The organism is Streptomyces sp. NPDC087844, from assembly GCF_044742785.1.
Classification (GTDB): Bacteria; Actinomycetota; Actinomycetes; order Streptomycetales; family Streptomycetaceae; genus Streptomyces.
Genome location: NZ_JBIUVD010000023.1, coordinates 100,764 through 116,144, shown reverse-complemented (window position 1 = coordinate 116,144; position 15,381 = coordinate 100,764). Strand labels below are relative to the sequence as shown.

Here is a 15,381-nt window from a genome sequence, read left to right as displayed (position 1 = left end):
CGGGGCTGCGGGAGTCGCGTCGCTCGTGTCGGTGCTCGTGTCGGTGCTCGTGTCGGTGCTCACGTCAGTCCTTCACCGCGCCGCCGAGTCCGGAGACCAGGCGCCGCTGTACGAGTACGAAGAAGATCAGCACGGGAATCGTCATCACCGTGGACCCGGCCATCACGCCGCCCCAGTCCGGGTCGTCGGGCTTGTAGAAGACGAGGAGGGCCATCGGCAGCGTGGACTGCGAGGTGTCGCTGATGATGAAGGATTTGGCGAACAGGAAGTCGTTCCAGGCGGAGATGAACGAGAACACGCTGGTGGCGACGAGTCCCGGAAAGACCAGGGGGAAAAGGATCTGCCACAGGAACCGTGTCCGGCTCGCTCCGTCGATGTAGGCGGCTTCCTCCAGCGCCTCGGGGACGGCCTTCACGAAGCCTCGCAGCATCCAGATCGCGAAGGGCAGTGAGAAGGCGAGGTGCGGCAGGATGAGCGAGCCCAGTGTGTTGAGCTGACCGAAGTCCCGCATCTGGAAGAAGAGGGGGATCGTCAGTGCCTCGACAGGCACCATCTGCGCGACCAGAAACATGATCAGCAGGGTGGTTCGGAAGCGGAAGCGGAATCGTGTCACGGCGGTCGCGGCAAGAAACGCGATGAGCGCCGAGACGGCGACGACGGTGACCGCCACGACAAGACTGTTGAGGAAGTAACGGCCGAATTCCTGCTGTCCGAAGACGCGCCGGAAGGAATCCAGCGACGGGGAGAGCGTCCAGGGCCGCGGCTCGGTCGACTCGATCTCCCCGGCCGGTTTGAAGGCGCTGAGCGCCATCCAGTAGAGGGGGAATGCGACCACCGCCGCGATCAGCAGCGCCGAGACCTCGGCGGCCAGCCGCCACGGCCGCCGCACGGCACGGCGTACGAGATCTCGTACGAATCCCGGGGGTTGTGCGGGACTTGTGGGACCTGCGGATCCCGGCGAACTCGCCGCCGCCGCACAATGCCCGGACGGGACGGAATCCCTGGACGTCACGGAACTCACAGCTCTTCCCCCTGCCTTCGCAGCAGCCTCAGATATACGAGCGTGACCGTCAGCAGAATGAGCAGCATCACCACTCCGATCGCCGACCCGAGGCCGTACTGGGAGGACGCGAAGGCCTTTTGATACGCGTACACGTTCAGGACGAGGTTCTGGCCCGCGATGCCGCCGCCGTTCGTCATGACGTAGATCTGTGTGAAGACCTTGAAGTCCCAGATGACGGACTGGATGGTGACGACCACGAGGATCGGGCGGAGCATCGGCGCGAGCACCGAGCGCCAGATCCGCCACTGGGAGGCGCCGTCCAGGGAGGCGGCCTCCAGGACCTCGGAGGGCACGGCGCGGATTCCGGCGTACACCGTGACCATCACGAACGGGAAGGAGCACCAGACGACTTCGAGCAGGACGAGCGCGAAGGCGCTGTACCGGCCGTACGTCCAGGAGTGGTCGCCGAGCCCCAGGACCCGGTTGACCGGCCCGAAGTCGGGGTCGAACAGGAGCAGCCACACCGTCGACCCGGTGACCGCGGGGGTCGCCCAGGCGCCGAGCGCGGCCATCATCAAGGCGAGCCGCGGCACGGCACGGACACGTGTCAGGAGGACGGCGAGCGCGCAGCCGACCGCGAGGGTCGACACGACGCACGCCGCCGCGAACACCACGGTGGCCAGCAGTACGTGCCAGAACTGCTCGTCGCGGAAGAGCGTCGCGTAGTTCCCGAAGCCCTGGAAGGACGTCGGCTCTCCGCCGCTGACCTGGGCCTGGGTGTACTCCAGGAACGAGATCAGCCCGAGCTGGTAGACGGGGTAGACGAGCAGGCCGCCGATGACGACGAGCGCGGGGGCGAGATAGAGCCAGGGCGTCCAGCCACCGCGGGCGAGCGGGGACCTGCGCCCCGTCACGGGGCCGCGGCCCGGCCGGGGCGCCTTCGCGGCGGCCCCGGCCGACGAGCCCTTCACGACGGGTCCGGCCACCGGCGCCGGCCCCGGGGCGGCCCCCGGAGTCGGCACCGGAAGCGGACGGTCGGTCATCCGGCTCAGCCGGCTCATCCGGCGGAGCTGAACGCGTCGTTCATCTTCTTGGCCGCGTCCTTGGAGGCGGCCCCCACGTCCTTACGTCCGCTGACGACCTCCTGGAACATCGTCGGCAGGACCAGGGACGCGTCGATCTGGGACCAGGCGGGCGAGGCCGGGACGAACTTGGCGCCGGAGCCGAGGGTCTTCACGAAGGGCTCGACGAACGGTTCGCGCTTCGCGACGTCCTGGCGCACGTCCGTGAACGTCGGCAGGAAGCCCATCGCGTCGAAGAGCGCGCCCTGCGTCCTCTTCGACGCGAGCTGTTCCATCAGGTCGACGGCGAGTGTGCGGTGGGTGGTGCTGTTGAGCACACCGAGGTTGTTGCCGCCCGCGAAGGCGGGGGCGATCTCCCCGGACTTCACCCCGGGCAGCGGTACGACCTTGTACTTGCCCTTGACCTTCCCCGCCTCGATCGCCGCGTGGCTGAAGTCGCCGCCGATGGCCATGCCGGCCTTGCCGGAGGCGAACGCCGTGACGGTGTCGTTGCCGCCCATGCCCGCGCACTTGGCGGCCGGACAGTTGTCGTCGCCGAAGAGCGAGGTGTACGCCTTGATGCCCTTCTGGGCCTGCGCGCTGTCGATCGTCGAGGCGTACGAGCCGCCCTTGCCCTCGGCGATCTCACCGCCGTTGGACCAGATGAAGGGCATCGCGCCGTAGGTGTAGGCGCCGCCGACCGCGAGCCCGTACAGCTCCGGCTTCGCCTGCCGGATCTTCTTGGCCGTGCTGATCAACTCAGCCTGGGTCTTCGGGACTTCGAGGCCCAGTTCCTCGAACACGTCGGTGCGGTAGTAGAGAGCGCGGACACCGACGAAGTAAGGGGCTCCGTAGATCTTGCCGTCGACCGTGACGGACTGCTTGGCGGTCGGGTCGGTGTCCTTGGACTCGCTCCAGTCCGTGAACTCCTCGCTGACGTCCGCGAGCCCGCCGTCCTTGACGTAACCGGCGGTGTCCGTGTTCCCGTACTCGATGAGGTCGGGCGCGCTCCTGGGGTCGTTGAAGGCCGCCTTGATCTTCTCGGCGCGGGTCTCGACGGGGATGTACTGGACGTCGACCTTCGTGCCCTTGTGGGCCTTCTCGAAGGCGGTGACGACACCGTCGACCACCTTCTCCTTCGGCGCGTTGGTGACCTCCTGGAAGAGCCACACCCGCAGGGTGCCGCTCTTCTCGTCCTTGTCCCCGGAGTTGTCGGACGACTCGGGGGCGCAGGCGGTCGCCGTCAGCCCGGCGACAACGAGTGCGGCGACGGGGGCGGCCATACGGGCAGAGAGGTGTGCGAGCTTCATGGGGGCGTCCTCCGGGGGCGCGTTGCAGCATCTGCAATGGTGGTTTTGCGCTGCACAACACCCGGGAGGTTATGGAGTACATGAACATGCCCACAAGAGGTCTCAACCACTCTGTGACCGGCAGAAGCACTCCGTGCAACGGGCGGCCGGGACAAAGGCCCCGGATGCACCGGATACGCCGGAGGCAGGTCGGGCACGACAGAGCCGCGGCGCCCCGGACCGGGGCGCCGCGGAGATCCATCAGAAGCGCCCTGAGGTCACGGGTGCGCTACTTGCCGCCGTCCTTGCCCTTGCCGCCGCCCTTGCCGTCGTCGCCGCCGGCGCCCATGGATTCGTAGATCTCCTTGCACATGGGACACACGGGGTACTTCTTCGGGTCCCGGCCCGGGACCCACACCTTGCCGCAGAGTGCGACGACGGGCGTACCGTCGAGCGCGCTCGCCATGATCTTGTCCTTCTGGACGTAGTGGGCGAAGCGCTCGTGGTCCCCGTCGCCGTGCGACGTCTGCGGCGTCGGCTCTACGAGGGTTCCCGTCCCAGTGCCTCGCTGGGGCTGGGTCTCAGGCTCAAGAGTGCTCATAAACGCAAGAGTACTGAAGGCGGGGGACATCAGTTGAGCGAAGGGTCGTCCGGGTACGTGGCCACCATCGCCAGTTCGTTGCGCTGACGGCGCAGCACCTCGCGCCACAGCCGTTCCGGAGCGGGCGAGGAGACGTCACCGGGTTCGGACTCGACGACGTACCAGGCGCCCTCGCCCAGTTCGTCCTCCAGCTGCCCCGGCCCCCAGCCCGCGTATCCCGCGAAGATCCGCAGGGAGCCGAGCGCCGAGGCGAGCAGTTCCGGCGGTACCTCCAGGTCCACGAGTCCGATCGCGCCGTGCACCCGGCGCCAGCCGAGCGGCGTGCGCTCCCCGGAGGCGCCGCCCGGGATCACCGCCACCCCGAGCGCCGAGTCCAGGGCGACCGGGCCGCCCTGGAACACGACCCCGGGCTCCCCCGCGAGTTCCGCCCAGCCCGCGAGGATGTCGCCCACGTCCACCGGCGTGGGGCGGTTGAGGACAACGCCCAGCGAGCCCTTCTCGTCGTGGTCGAGGAGCAGCACCACCGCGCGGTCGAAGTTGGGGTCCGCCAGGGCGGGTGTGGCCACGAGCAGCCGCCCTGTGAGCGAGGACACCTCCGTCATGCGAGACATGATCCCGCATCTTCCCCGCGGACGGGGAGGCAATACCCGTAACCACGTGAACGCAGCTCAGGGCGCAGGGGCGCAGGTGGAGCGCGCGACGGGGCCGGTGACCCCACGTGTCCGTTTAGCAACGGTTCGTGTTGTGGCAAAGCTATGACGTCCCTGAGAGCCCTTTGGGCTTACTGAAGGGGGGTGGGCGGCCATTACCCTTGCTTCTTCGCCTCTGTCCCACCAATCGGAACGCGAGATACATGACCGTCAACGGCTCAGACGACGTACTCCTTGTCCACGGCGGAACCCCGCTGGAGGGTGAGATCCGTGTCCGCGGTGCGAAGAACCTCGTACCGAAGGCCATGGTTGCCGCACTGCTCGGCAGTGCTCCGAGCCGGCTGCGCAACGTCCCGGACATCCGTGACGTGCGGGTCGTACGCGGACTGCTGCAGCTGCACGGGGTGACGGTCCGTCCGGGTGAGGAGCCGGGCGAGCTCATCATGGACCCGTCGCACGTGGAGAGTGCCAACGTCGCGGACATCGACGCCCACGCGGGCTCGTCGCGTATCCCGATCCTCCTGTGCGGTCCGCTGCTGCACCGCCTCGGCCACGCGTTCATCCCGGGCCTGGGCGGCTGCGACATCGGCGGCCGGCCGATCGACTTCCACTTCGAGGTGCTGCGCCAGTTCGGCGCGACGATCGAGAAGCGCGCGGACGGCCAGTACCTGGAGGCTCCGCAGCGGCTGCGCGGCACCAAGATCGAGCTGCCGTACCCGTCCGTCGGCGCGACCGAGCAGGTGCTTCTGACGGCCGTCCTCGCGGAGGGCGTCACGGAGCTCGCGAACGCGGCGGTCGAGCCGGAGATCGAGGACCTGATCTGCGTCCTGCAGAAAATGGGCGCGATCATCGCGATGGACACCGACCGCACCATCCGCGTCACGGGCGTCGACAAGCTCGGCGGTTACACCCACGCGGCCCTGCCGGACCGCCTGGAGGCCGCCTCGTGGGCTTCCGCGGCCCTGGCGACCGAAGGCAACATCTACGTCCGCGGCGCCCAGCAGCGCTCGATGATGACGTTCCTCAACACGTACCGGAAGGTCGGCGGCGCCTTCGAGATCGACGACGAGGGCATCCGCTTCTGGCACCCCGGCGGCCAGCTCAAGTCGATCGCCCTGGAGACGGACGTCCACCCGGGCTTCCAGACCGACTGGCAGCAGCCCCTCGTGGTCGCCCTGACGCAGGCCACGGGCCTGTCCATCGTCCACGAGACGGTGTACGAGTCCCGCCTCGGCTTCACGTCCGCGCTGAACCAGATGGGCGCGCACATCCAGCTCTACCGCGAGTGCCTGGGCGGCTCGCGCTGCCGCTTCGGCCAGCGCAACTTCCTGCACTCGGCGGTCGTGTCGGGCCCGACGAAGCTCCAGGGCGCCGACCTGGTCATCCCCGACCTGCGCGGCGGCTTCTCGTATCTCATCGCGGCGCTGGCGGCCCAGGGCACGTCCCGGGTGCACGGCATCGACCTGATCAACCGCGGCTACGAGAACTTCATGGAGAAGCTGATCGAGCTGGGCGCGAAGGTGGAACTGCCGGGCAAGGCGCTCGGATAACAGCCGCACGGCACGTGAAGGGGGGCTCCGGATGATCCGGAGCCCCCCTTCACGCATGCCATGCGTACGCCTCGTACGTCGTCCCGGGACGTACAGAAAGGCTTACTTGCCCTTGGCGGCTTCCTTGAGCTTGCTGCCCGCGGAGACCTTGACGCTGTAGCCGGCCGGGATCTGGATCGGGTCACCGGTCTGCGGGTTGCGAGCGGTACGAGCGGCACGGTGGGTGCGCTCGAAGGTCAGGAAGCCGGGGATGGTGACCTTCTCGTCGCCCTTGGCGACGATCTCACCGACGGTCTCGGCGAAGGCGGCCAGAACGGCGTCGGCGTCCTTGCGGGTCACCTCGGCACGGTCGGCCAGCGCGGCCACCAGCTCACTGCGGTTCATGTTGTTACTCCCGTGTTCTTCTTGCCGTTGAGGCGTGCCACGCGGCGGAGCCGCATCTCGGGCACGTCGAAGCCGATGCTGCCAGGGTCCTCGGCGGTCCCCGGACCCGGGTCCGTGGCCGGACCCTCGCGCCCGAAGACGCATCCTGCCCCCACCTGCGGCGGGAAAGCCAATCCGGCACCCCTGGGAGTCACACGAAAAGCGCCACGGCCTCGAAATGGTGACGCTCCGTTCGCTCCCGGCAGCGGACCGCAGGGCCGGTGAGGGCCTGGTGGGCCCGCAGGGACCGAGCCATGGCCGCCACCCTAGAGGCGCGCCGAGGCGCTGTGTCCGGCGACGCGCCGGTTTGGGACCGGGGTGGCAACCGTCACAGACCCGGGGGCTCCGCCCCCGGACCCCCGGTCCTCGAACGCCGGACGGGCTGGAAGATCCGCGGCCGGGCCGCGATCTCTTCAGCCCGTCCGGCGTTGGGGACGAGCGCGCCGGCGCGACAGATGGGTCTGGGGGCGCAGCCCCCAGGGAGGTGAGGCGGCGCCTCAGACCGTGACGCCGGCCGCCTTCGCCGCGTCGCGGACCGCCCCCGCCACCGCCCCCGCGACCTTGTCGTTGAAGACGCTGGGGATGATGTAGTTCGCGTTCAGCTCGTCCTCCGTCACCACCTCGGCCAGCGCCGTTGCGGCCGCAAGCATCATCTCGGTGTTGACCGTGCGGGACTGGGCGTCCAGGAGCCCGCGGAAGACACCCGGGAAGACCAGCACGTTGTTGATCTGGTTCGGGAAGTCCGAGCGGCCGGTGGCCACGACCGCCGCGGTCTGCCGGGCGATGCCCGGGTCGACCTCGGGGTCGGGGTTCGCGAGCGCGAAGACGATCGCGTCGTCGGCCATGGCGGCCACGTCGTCGCCGTCCAGCACGTTCGGGGCCGAGACGCCGATGAAGACGTCCGCGCCGCGCACGGCCTGCTTCAGCGTGCCCGTGACGCCCTCGGGGTTGGTGTTGTCGGCGATCCACCGCAGCGGCGAGTCGTCGGCGGCCTTCACCAGGTCCTCGCGGCCCGCGTGCACGACACCGTGGATGTCGGCCACGACGGCGTGCTTGACGCCGGCGGCGAGCAGCAGTTTCAGGATGGCCGTACCGGCCGCGCCCGCGCCGGACATGACGACGCGGATGTCGCCGGTCGCCTTGCCGGTGACGCGCAGCGCGTTGGTCAGCGCGGCGAGCACGACGATCGCCGTGCCGTGCTGGTCGTCGTGGAAGACGGGGATGTCGAGGGCCTCGCGCAGGCGGGCCTCGATCTCGAAGCAGCGCGGGGCGGAGATGTCTTCCAGGTTGATGCCCGCGAAACCGGGGGCGATCGCCTTCACGATCTCCACGATCGCGTCGGTGTCCTGCGTGTCCAGGCACAGCGGCCAGGCGTCGATGCCGGCGAACCGCTTGAAGAGCGCGGCCTTGCCCTCCATCACCGGCAGGGCGGCCATCGGGCCGATGTTGCCGAGGCCCAGCACGGCCGAGCCGTCGGTGACGACCGCCACCGAGTTGCGCTTGATGGTCAGACGGCGGGCGTCCTCGGGGTTCTCGGCGATCGCCATGCAGACCCGGGCCACACCGGGCGTGTAGATCATCGAGAGGTCGTCACGGTTGCGGATGGGGTGCTTGGACGCCATCTCGATCTTGCCGCCGAGGTGCATCAGGAACGTACGGTCGGAGACCTTGCCGAGCGTGACGTCCTCGATGCCGCGCAGCTGCTCGACGATCTCTTCGGAGTGCTTCGTGGAGGACGCCGCGATGGTGACGTCGATACGGAGCTTCTCGTGGCCGGAGGCCGTCACGTCGAGGCCCGTCACCGAGCCTCCGCTGGACTCCACGGCGGTGGTGATCTGGGAGACCGCGGTTCCGCTCGCGGGCACCTCCAACCGGACCGTGATCGAGTAGGAGACGCTGGGCGCCGTTGCCATGACCGACTTCCTCTGCTTTCACCGAAGTACTGCAAGTACTGCGAGCACTGCGAGTACTGCGAGCACTGCTGGTTCGCGGGTTTGCCGTCCGATCGTCGCACCTACCGCGGAGTACGTGGTAGCCGCCCCGGATTGCGAACCTTTTGTTCACCACGGTCACCACGGTCACCACGGAAGAGGTCCACGTCACTTGGTGACGTGGACCTCTTCCGTACGACTACTGCTGTTTCACGTTCAATGACACCGACCCGCCATGCTCGCCTCGCGGCAAGTGGTCGCTCGTAGCGACGAAGGTTGGGCCCGGGGGCTTGGATCGGGCCGGTGTCACGTCAAAGGTAACAAACGATCCCCGTAAGGCAATTCCCGCACCGTGGGTTCACAGGGAAGCTTTACGAGGACGGGCCCCGCGGTTCACCGGAACGGGCCCCGGGATTCACGGGCCCGCCCCACGCGGCCGGGGACGGGCCCGCCCGGTCCAGGGCAGGCCCGCCCGGTCCAGGACGGGCCCTCTCAGTCCAGGACGGGCCCTCTCAGTCCCGCAACAGGTCCGGTACTCCGTCCGCGTCCGGCTCGTCGCGGGCCGCCGAGACGATGGTGAGCTGCTGGGTCGCCCGGGTCAGCGCCACGTACAGCACCCTCAGCCCGGCCGGTGACTCGTCGGCGATCTCCGCGGGTGAGACGACCACCGTGGCGTCGTACTCCAGGCCCTTGGCCTCCAGGCTGCCGAGGGCCACCACGCGGTCCCCGAGTCCGGCGAGCCACCGTGCGGCCTCGCCGCGCCGGTTCATGGCGACGACGACGCCGACCGTGCCGTCGACCTGGTCGAGCAGCCGCGCGGCCTCCTCCCGCACGGTCTTCGACAGGGCGTCCCGCGCGCCGCCGCCCTGTCCGCCGGACCCGCCCGCCGGGCCCGCGGCCGTCACGAAACGGGGCTGTACGCCCGTCGAGCGGACCGCTCTCGGCGACTCGGAGCCGGGCATGGCGAGGGCCAGCACCTTGGCGGCGAGTTCGGCGATCTCGGCCGGGTTGCGGTAGTTCACGGTGAGTGTGAAGCGGCGGCGCGGGCGGCTGCCGAGTGCCTCGTCACGGGCCTCGGCGGCCTCGTCCGGATGCGACCAGGACGACTGGGCGGGGTCGCCGACCACCGTCCAGGTGGCGTGCCGGCCGCGGCGGCCGATCATGCGCCACTGCATGGGCGTGAGGTCCTGCGCCTCGTCGACGATGACGTGCGCGTACTCCGTACGCTCCTGGGCCAGCCGTTCGGCCCGCTCACGCTGGGTCTCCTCGCGCTGGGGCATGAGCTCCTCCAGGCCCGTCAGCTGGTCGAGCGGGTCGAAGTCGCGCTTCTTGCGGGGGCGGGCCGGAGTGCCGACGATCGCCTCCAGCTCGTCGAGCATGGCCACGTCGTGCACGGAGAGCCCGTCCCGCTTGAGGGAGCGGGCCACCCGGCGCACCTCGCCGGGGTTGAGGATCCGCCGCGCCCAGCGCCCGAGCCGCCGCTCGTCGGCCATCGCCGCCAGTACGGCCCGCGGTGTCAGCTCGGGCCACCAGGCGTCGAGGAACCCGATGAAGGCGTCCTCGGAGCTGACGTCCTCGTCGAACGACGAGCGCAGTTCGGCGGCCAGCTCGGGGTCGGTGTGCCGGGACCCCGCGCCGGACCGCGACCAGAGGGCGTCGAGCAGCAGCTTGCGGGCGCGCGGGCGCAGCAGGTTCACGGGCGCGGTCCCGGAGAGCGCGTTGTTCCGGATGCGGTCCAGCTCGGGCGCCTCCAGTTCCAGCCGGCGCCCGAAGGCGACCACACGCAGACGGGTGGGCGTGACCGCGGGGGCCTGCGTGCCGGGCTCGTCGTCCTCCTCGCCCTCGTCGCCGAAGGAGAGCTGCCCGGACGGGGCGGGGACGCTGTGCCTGCCGGGCGCGCCCGGCGTCTCCAGTGCTCCGCGTGCCGCGTGCCGCAGCACCTTGAGCATCCGGTGGGAGCCCTTGGCGCGGGCCACCGCCGGTGCGTCGTACTGGGTCGCCTCGGCGCCGTCGACCAGGGAGCCGACCGCGCGGATGGCGACCTGGCCCTCCTCACCGAGGGAGGGCAGGACGCCTTCGGTGTACGCGACGAGCAGGGGTGTGGGCGAGACGATCAGGATGCCGCCCGCGTACCGTCTGCGGTCCTGGTAGAGCAGGTAGGCGGCCCGGTGCAGGGCCACCGCGGTCTTGCCGGTGCCGGGGCCGCCCTCCACGTAGGTCACGGACGCGGCGGGCGCCCGGATGACCATGTCCTGCTCGGCCTGGATGGAGGCGACGATGTCCCGCATGGTGTGGCTGCGGGCCTGGCCCAGAGCGGCCATCAGGGCGCCGTCGCCGATCACCGGGAGTTCGTTCCCGGCGAGGGTGGCCTTGAGCTCCGGGCGCATCAGGTCGTCCTCGACCCCGAGAACCTTGCGGCCCTTGGAGCGGATGACCCGACGGCGTACGACCCGGCCGGGGTCGACCGGTGTGGAGCGGTAGAACGGCGCGGCCGCGGGGGCCCGCCAGTCGATCACCAGCGGCGCGTACTCGGCGTCGAGGACGCCGATACGGCCGATGTGGAGGGTCTCCGCGATGTCGGCGGTGTTGTCGGGGCGGACGGCTCCCTCGGCGGGTTCGACCGCCGTGTACGCGCCGTCCGGGCCCTTCTTGCCGTCCTTGCCCTGGAGGAGGTCGATCCGTCCGAAGAGGAAGTCCTCGAACTCGTTGTTCAGGCGGTTGAGATGAATCCCCGCCCGGAACACCTGCGCGTCGCGCTCCGCGAGTGCCCCGGGCGTACCGACCTGGCCGCGCTGGGCGGCGTCGTTCATCAGGAACTCCGCCTCGTGGATCTTTTCCTCAAGACGCTGGTACACCCGGTCGAGGTGTTCCTGTTCGACGCCGAGCTCCTGGTCGCGTACTGAGTCGCCTACCGGATCGAGCGCCATTTCCTGCTGAACCTGAGCGGCCACCGGGCCCCCTTCTGACGTGCATGGCAGCCGTCAACCGTACGCGAAGGGGAGCCCGTCAGGCTACGTTTCCGCTCTTGATCCACTTACCGGTCGACTTCGCGCCGACTTTCCGGCCGCCGCGCACGCGGCCTCGGGTCCCGACCCACCCGGCGGCTCACGCGTCGACCTCTACCAGTTTGTCACCGTCGAAGGTGACGACCTCGAAGTGGTCGATGTCGGCGTCGCTCATCGCCACGGCGCCCTGGAGATAGAGCGGATTCCTGGCCAGCTCGGTGGCGGCGCCCTTGATCCCGTAGCCCCACTTCGGGACGGTCCAGGTGGTCGCCGTCTCCCGCTCGCCGCTCTTGCTGACGGCGACGAGGGAGCACTTCTGCGGGCCCTTGACGTTCTTCAGCTGCAGGGCGAGACCGGTGCCGTAGGGCTTGCTCTCCATGCCGACCGCGGCGTTGACCTGAGTGGCCGCGTCCGTGGCCTCGACCTTGTCCTTCATGCCGGTGAACACCTGCTTGGCGGGACTGACCGACGCCAGGGGCTGGGCCTCCTGCGTGGTGTCACCGCCGCTGGTCGCCGCGATCGCGGCGATCGGGCCGCCGATGATCAGCGAGGCCGCGAGCCCGAAGAACATGCGCCGGCTCTTCTTGGCCTTGACGCGCCGCTCGACCACTTCGCCGACCAGCCGGTCGGAGAGCTGTGGGCTCGGGCGGACGGCCAGTGTCTCGCCGATGGCCGGTGTGCCGCGCGTACCCGGCAGATCCGCGAGGGCGGCGAGCATCGGCTCCATGCCCGCGAGCTCGTCGAGCTGCTGCCCGCACCACTCGCAGGTCGCGAGATGCGCCTCGAACTCGGTCGCCTCGGCGTCGTCGAGGATGCCCAGCGCGTAGGCACCTACCGTCTCGTGCAGATCGCCCTGCCCTTGCGAACTTTGCATGGATCCAGGACTACCCGTTCCGAATCCCCCATATGTGCTCATGCCGTCACCCCCCGCTCCTCCAGTGCGAGCTTCATCGAACGCAGGGCATAGAACACCCGTGAGCGCACCGTGCCGCTGGGTATCCCCAGGGTTTCGGCGGCCTCGTTTACGGTACGCCCCTTGAAGTACGTCTCGACCAGTACCTCCCGGTGGGCGGGGGTCAGGTCGTCGAGCGCGTCAGAGAGTGTCATCAGCCACAACGCCTTGTCGATCTCGTCCTCCGCGGGAATGACCTCCAGCGGCGACGGGTCCACCTCCTGCGGCCGGGCCTGCCGGCTGCGGTGCCCGTCGATGACGATGCGCCGAGCGACCGTCACCAGCCAGGGGCGTACCGAACCGGTCGCTCGGTTGAGCTGACCGGCGTTCTTCCACGCGCGGATGAGCGTCTCCTGCACGACGTCCTCCGCCCGCTGCCGGTCCCCGGCGACCAGCCGCAGCACATAGGCGAGCAGGGGCCCCGCGTGCTCCCGGTACAGCGCACGCATCAGCTCCTCGTCGGGTTCCGAGGGCTGGGACATGCGATGTCGGGCCCTCGGCGATCGTTCATCGGCCACGGCGGAATCCTTGCGCACGCCTACCTCCGGTGTCCGGGGGATCCCCCAGTCGGTCGCTCATCTCCGGATACGGGTGCGGGCGTTGCGCTGTTCAAAGTGAATGGAATTCTTTGTGAGGAGCACGAGGTTTTCGTCTCCTCATCTGCTCCACAAGTGCTTCACGGGGGATCCACGGCAGATCCTAAGCCCGTGCGAGGGCTGCTCTGCGCCGGTGCCTGGCCACCCGCTCACGGTTTCCGCACACCTCACTGGAGCACCACCTGCGGCGACGCCCTCTGGACGTATCCAGGTAGACGATGGGGCAGTTGTCTCCCTCACACTGCCGGATGCTCGCGCGGGCCGCCGGATCCGTGAGGAGCTCCACCGTGTCACGGGCGACCGCGGCGAGGAGCGCCGCGCAGGTCGGCTCGGAGCACAGGGCGCGGACCAGCGAGCCGCCCGGGTCCCACACCGCCAAGGGTACGGGCGGTGCGGCGCGGGCGAGTTCGTTGATTCGGGCCAGCGCGACGACGAAGGGCCGGGAGTCCCCCGATGGGTCCTTGCGCACCAACTGCCCGATATGGTCTCGTAGTTCGCGAAAGCCCACGATCCAGGAGGAGTCGGCGGACGCGAGGGGTGTACCCGCCGGGACGAGTCCGGATCCGATGATCCAGGCCCGCAACGGTTCGGCCGAGTCGAGCCGTTCCTCGGGGTGCGTGGTCGCCAGGAGATCCAGACAGATCCGCCCGGAGTCGAACCGCAGCTCGTACGGGGCCGTGGCCGTGCCCAGTGCCATGTGCCTGTCACCGCCTTGGGGTTACCGCCATGAGGGGCCGGTGAGGATGGTGGGACGCGTCGTGGGAGGTCGTGGGGTGGGGGTTCCGGGGGAGGGCCGCGCGGGGCCCTTGAGGGGACCGCGCGGGGCTCGTACCCCTACAGTGCCTTCCCCCGCGCGCGGCGGGAAGCCCCACGCCGCTCCCGTACCCGCCCGCGCCCTCCGGCACTTCCTCAGCACGGCTGCGCGGCTGCGCGTGTGGGTGTGCGCGGCGCCGCGTCGGAGCACGTCTCAGACGTAGGTATCGCAGTACGCGTCAGACGTCGGCGTACGCGCCGGACGTAGGCATACGCGTCGTAGGTATACGGGTCATAGGTATGTGGGTCACGGGTATACGGGTCACAGGTATACGCGTCAGACGTCGGCGTACTTGGAGTCGGCGGCCGGGTCCAGCGCCAGCCGGTAGCCGCGTTTGACGACGGTCTGGATGAGCTTGGGCGTACCGAGTGCCGTGCGCAGCCGGGCCATCGCGGTCTCCACGGCGTGCTCGTCCGTGCCGGCGCCGGGCAGCGCACGCAGCAGTTCGGCGCGGGCCACCACCCAGCCGGGCCGCCGGGACAGGGCGCGCATCAGCGACATACCGGCGGGCGGTACGGGCCGCAGCGCGTCGTCCACCAGCACGGCGTGCCCGCGGATCTCCACCCGGAAACCGGCGATCGGCAGGGTCCGTGCCCGGGAGGGCAGTTCCTTGCACAACACCTGCACGAGGGGGCCGAGCCGGAAGCGCTCCGGCTGGACCGTGTCGATGCCTCTGGCCTGCAGCGGCAGCGCGGTGACCGGGCCGACGCAGGCGGGCAGCACGTCGTGGTTGAGGGCGGCGAGCAGTTCGGGCAGCAGCCCGCGGTCGTCGGCGCGGCCCAGCAGCGAGGCGGCGGCCGGTGCGCTGGTGAAGGTGAGCGCGTCGAGGCCGCGGCCGATCGTGGCGTCGAGCAGCCGGTCCAGGGGCCCGATGTCCTCGGGGGCCATCCACCGGTACACGGGCACGCCGACGACCTCGGCGCCCGCGGCCCGCAGCGACTCGACGAAGCCGGGCAGCGGCTCACCGTGCAACTGGATCGCGATCCGGCGCCCCTCGACTCCCTCGTCCAGCAGGCGGTCGAGCACCTCGGCCATGGATTCGGAGGACGGGGACCATTCCTCGGTCAGCCCCTGGGCACGTACCGCACCTTTGACCTTGGGTCCGCGGGCGAGGATCTCGACTCCGCGGAGCACGTCGAGCAGTTGCTCCCCGAGTCCCCAGCCGTCGGCGGCCTCGACCCAGCCGCGGAACCCGATCGCGGTGGTCGCGACGACGATGTCCGGCGCCTGGTCGAGCAGTTGCTTGGTCGCCGCCAGCAGTTCGCTGTCGTCGGCGAGAGGCACGATGCGCAGGGCGGGGGCGTGCAGGACGGCGGCCCCGCGCCGCTGGAGCAGGGTGGCGAGTTCGTCGGCGCGGCGGGCGGCGGTGACACCGACGGTGAACCCCGCCAGCGGCCCGTGGTCCTGCTGGGATTGGCCGGGTCGCTGCTGTGTCCGGTCCGGTTGCTGCGGTTCCTCGTACATGGATGGCATGGATGGCTCTCGTCCCGCTGGAGTGGTGTTCGT

14 protein-coding genes are annotated in these 15,381 nt (G+C 69.9%); 1 reads left to right on the top strand and 13 read right to left on the bottom strand.

From position 1 onward, the window contains the following. Positions 1-64: 64 nt before the first annotated feature. The 5 genes from ACIOKD_RS33980 to ACIOKD_RS33960 form a co-directional block, all read right to left on the bottom strand. On the bottom strand, positions 65-889 hold the full coding sequence (locus tag ACIOKD_RS33980) for a carbohydrate ABC transporter permease (protein ID WP_402091688.1): 825 nt from the start codon (positions 887-889) through the stop codon (positions 65-67). Between the two features lie 128 nt (positions 890-1,017). Then, positions 1,018-2,064, bottom strand: coding sequence for a carbohydrate ABC transporter permease (locus ACIOKD_RS33975; protein WP_402091686.1), 1,047 nt, complete (start codon positions 2,062-2,064; stop codon positions 1,018-1,020). After that, entirely contained in the window at positions 2,061-3,374 is a 1,314-nt protein-coding gene (locus ACIOKD_RS33970; protein ID WP_402091684.1) for an extracellular solute-binding protein, read from the bottom strand. The genes ACIOKD_RS33975 and ACIOKD_RS33970 overlap by 4 nt, the downstream gene beginning before the upstream one ends. Positions 3,375-3,642: 268 nt before the next feature. Then, on the bottom strand, positions 3,643-3,954 hold the full coding sequence (locus tag ACIOKD_RS33965; protein ID WP_189775099.1) for a DUF3039 domain-containing protein: 312 nt from the start codon (positions 3,952-3,954) through the stop codon (positions 3,643-3,645). A 29-nt stretch (positions 3,955-3,983) separates the two neighbouring features. Next, positions 3,984-4,556, bottom strand: a complete 573-nt coding sequence (locus tag ACIOKD_RS33960; protein WP_402091682.1) for a YqgE/AlgH family protein — start codon at positions 4,554-4,556, stop codon at positions 3,984-3,986. Between the two features lie 251 nt (positions 4,557-4,807). Here ACIOKD_RS33960 and murA point away from each other — a divergent pair, with 251 nt between their 5' ends. Then, positions 4,808-6,154 carry a UDP-N-acetylglucosamine 1-carboxyvinyltransferase gene (gene murA, locus ACIOKD_RS33955; protein WP_189775097.1) on the top strand — a complete coding sequence of 449 codons (1,347 nt, stop codon included), beginning with the start codon at positions 4,808-4,810 and terminating at the stop codon, positions 6,152-6,154. A gap of 102 nt (positions 6,155-6,256) precedes the next feature. On the opposite strand, the gene ACIOKD_RS33950 is transcribed toward murA, so the two are convergent. The 8 genes from ACIOKD_RS33950 to ACIOKD_RS33915 all read right to left on the bottom strand — a co-directional run bounded on the left by ACIOKD_RS33950 (position 6,257) and on the right by ACIOKD_RS33915 (position 15,339). Beyond that, entirely contained in the window at positions 6,257-6,538 is a 282-nt protein-coding gene (locus ACIOKD_RS33950) for an HU family DNA-binding protein (RefSeq protein WP_007382399.1), read from the bottom strand. Further along, a complete protein-coding gene (locus tag ACIOKD_RS33945) occupies positions 6,535-6,711 on the bottom strand; it encodes a hypothetical protein (RefSeq protein WP_402091679.1) in 177 nt (58 codons plus the stop codon). The genes ACIOKD_RS33950 and ACIOKD_RS33945 overlap by 4 nt, the downstream gene beginning before the upstream one ends. A 363-nt stretch (positions 6,712-7,074) precedes the next feature. Next, entirely contained in the window at positions 7,075-8,490 is a 1,416-nt protein-coding gene (locus ACIOKD_RS33940; protein ID WP_402091677.1) for an NAD-dependent malic enzyme, read from the bottom strand. 530 nt (positions 8,491-9,020) lie between these two features. Next, entirely contained in the window at positions 9,021-11,459 is a 2,439-nt protein-coding gene (locus ACIOKD_RS33935; RefSeq protein ID WP_402091675.1) for a HelD family protein, read from the bottom strand. Between the two features lie 154 nt (positions 11,460-11,613). Further along, on the bottom strand, positions 11,614-12,387 hold the full coding sequence (locus ACIOKD_RS33930) for an anti-sigma factor family protein (RefSeq protein ID WP_402091673.1): 774 nt from the start codon (positions 12,385-12,387) through the stop codon (positions 11,614-11,616). A 38-nt stretch (positions 12,388-12,425) separates the two neighbouring features. After that, a complete protein-coding gene (locus ACIOKD_RS33925) occupies positions 12,426-12,947 on the bottom strand; it encodes a sigma-70 family RNA polymerase sigma factor (RefSeq protein ID WP_010039908.1) in 522 nt (173 codons plus the stop codon). 217 nt (positions 12,948-13,164) lie between these two features. After that, positions 13,165-13,758, bottom strand: coding sequence for a CGNR zinc finger domain-containing protein (locus ACIOKD_RS33920; protein WP_402091672.1), 594 nt, complete (start codon positions 13,756-13,758; stop codon positions 13,165-13,167). Positions 13,759-14,151: 393 nt separating this feature from the next. Then, a complete protein-coding gene (locus tag ACIOKD_RS33915; RefSeq protein ID WP_402091759.1) occupies positions 14,152-15,339 on the bottom strand; it encodes a uroporphyrinogen-III synthase in 1,188 nt (395 codons plus the stop codon). Positions 15,340-15,381: the final 42 nt, after the last annotated feature.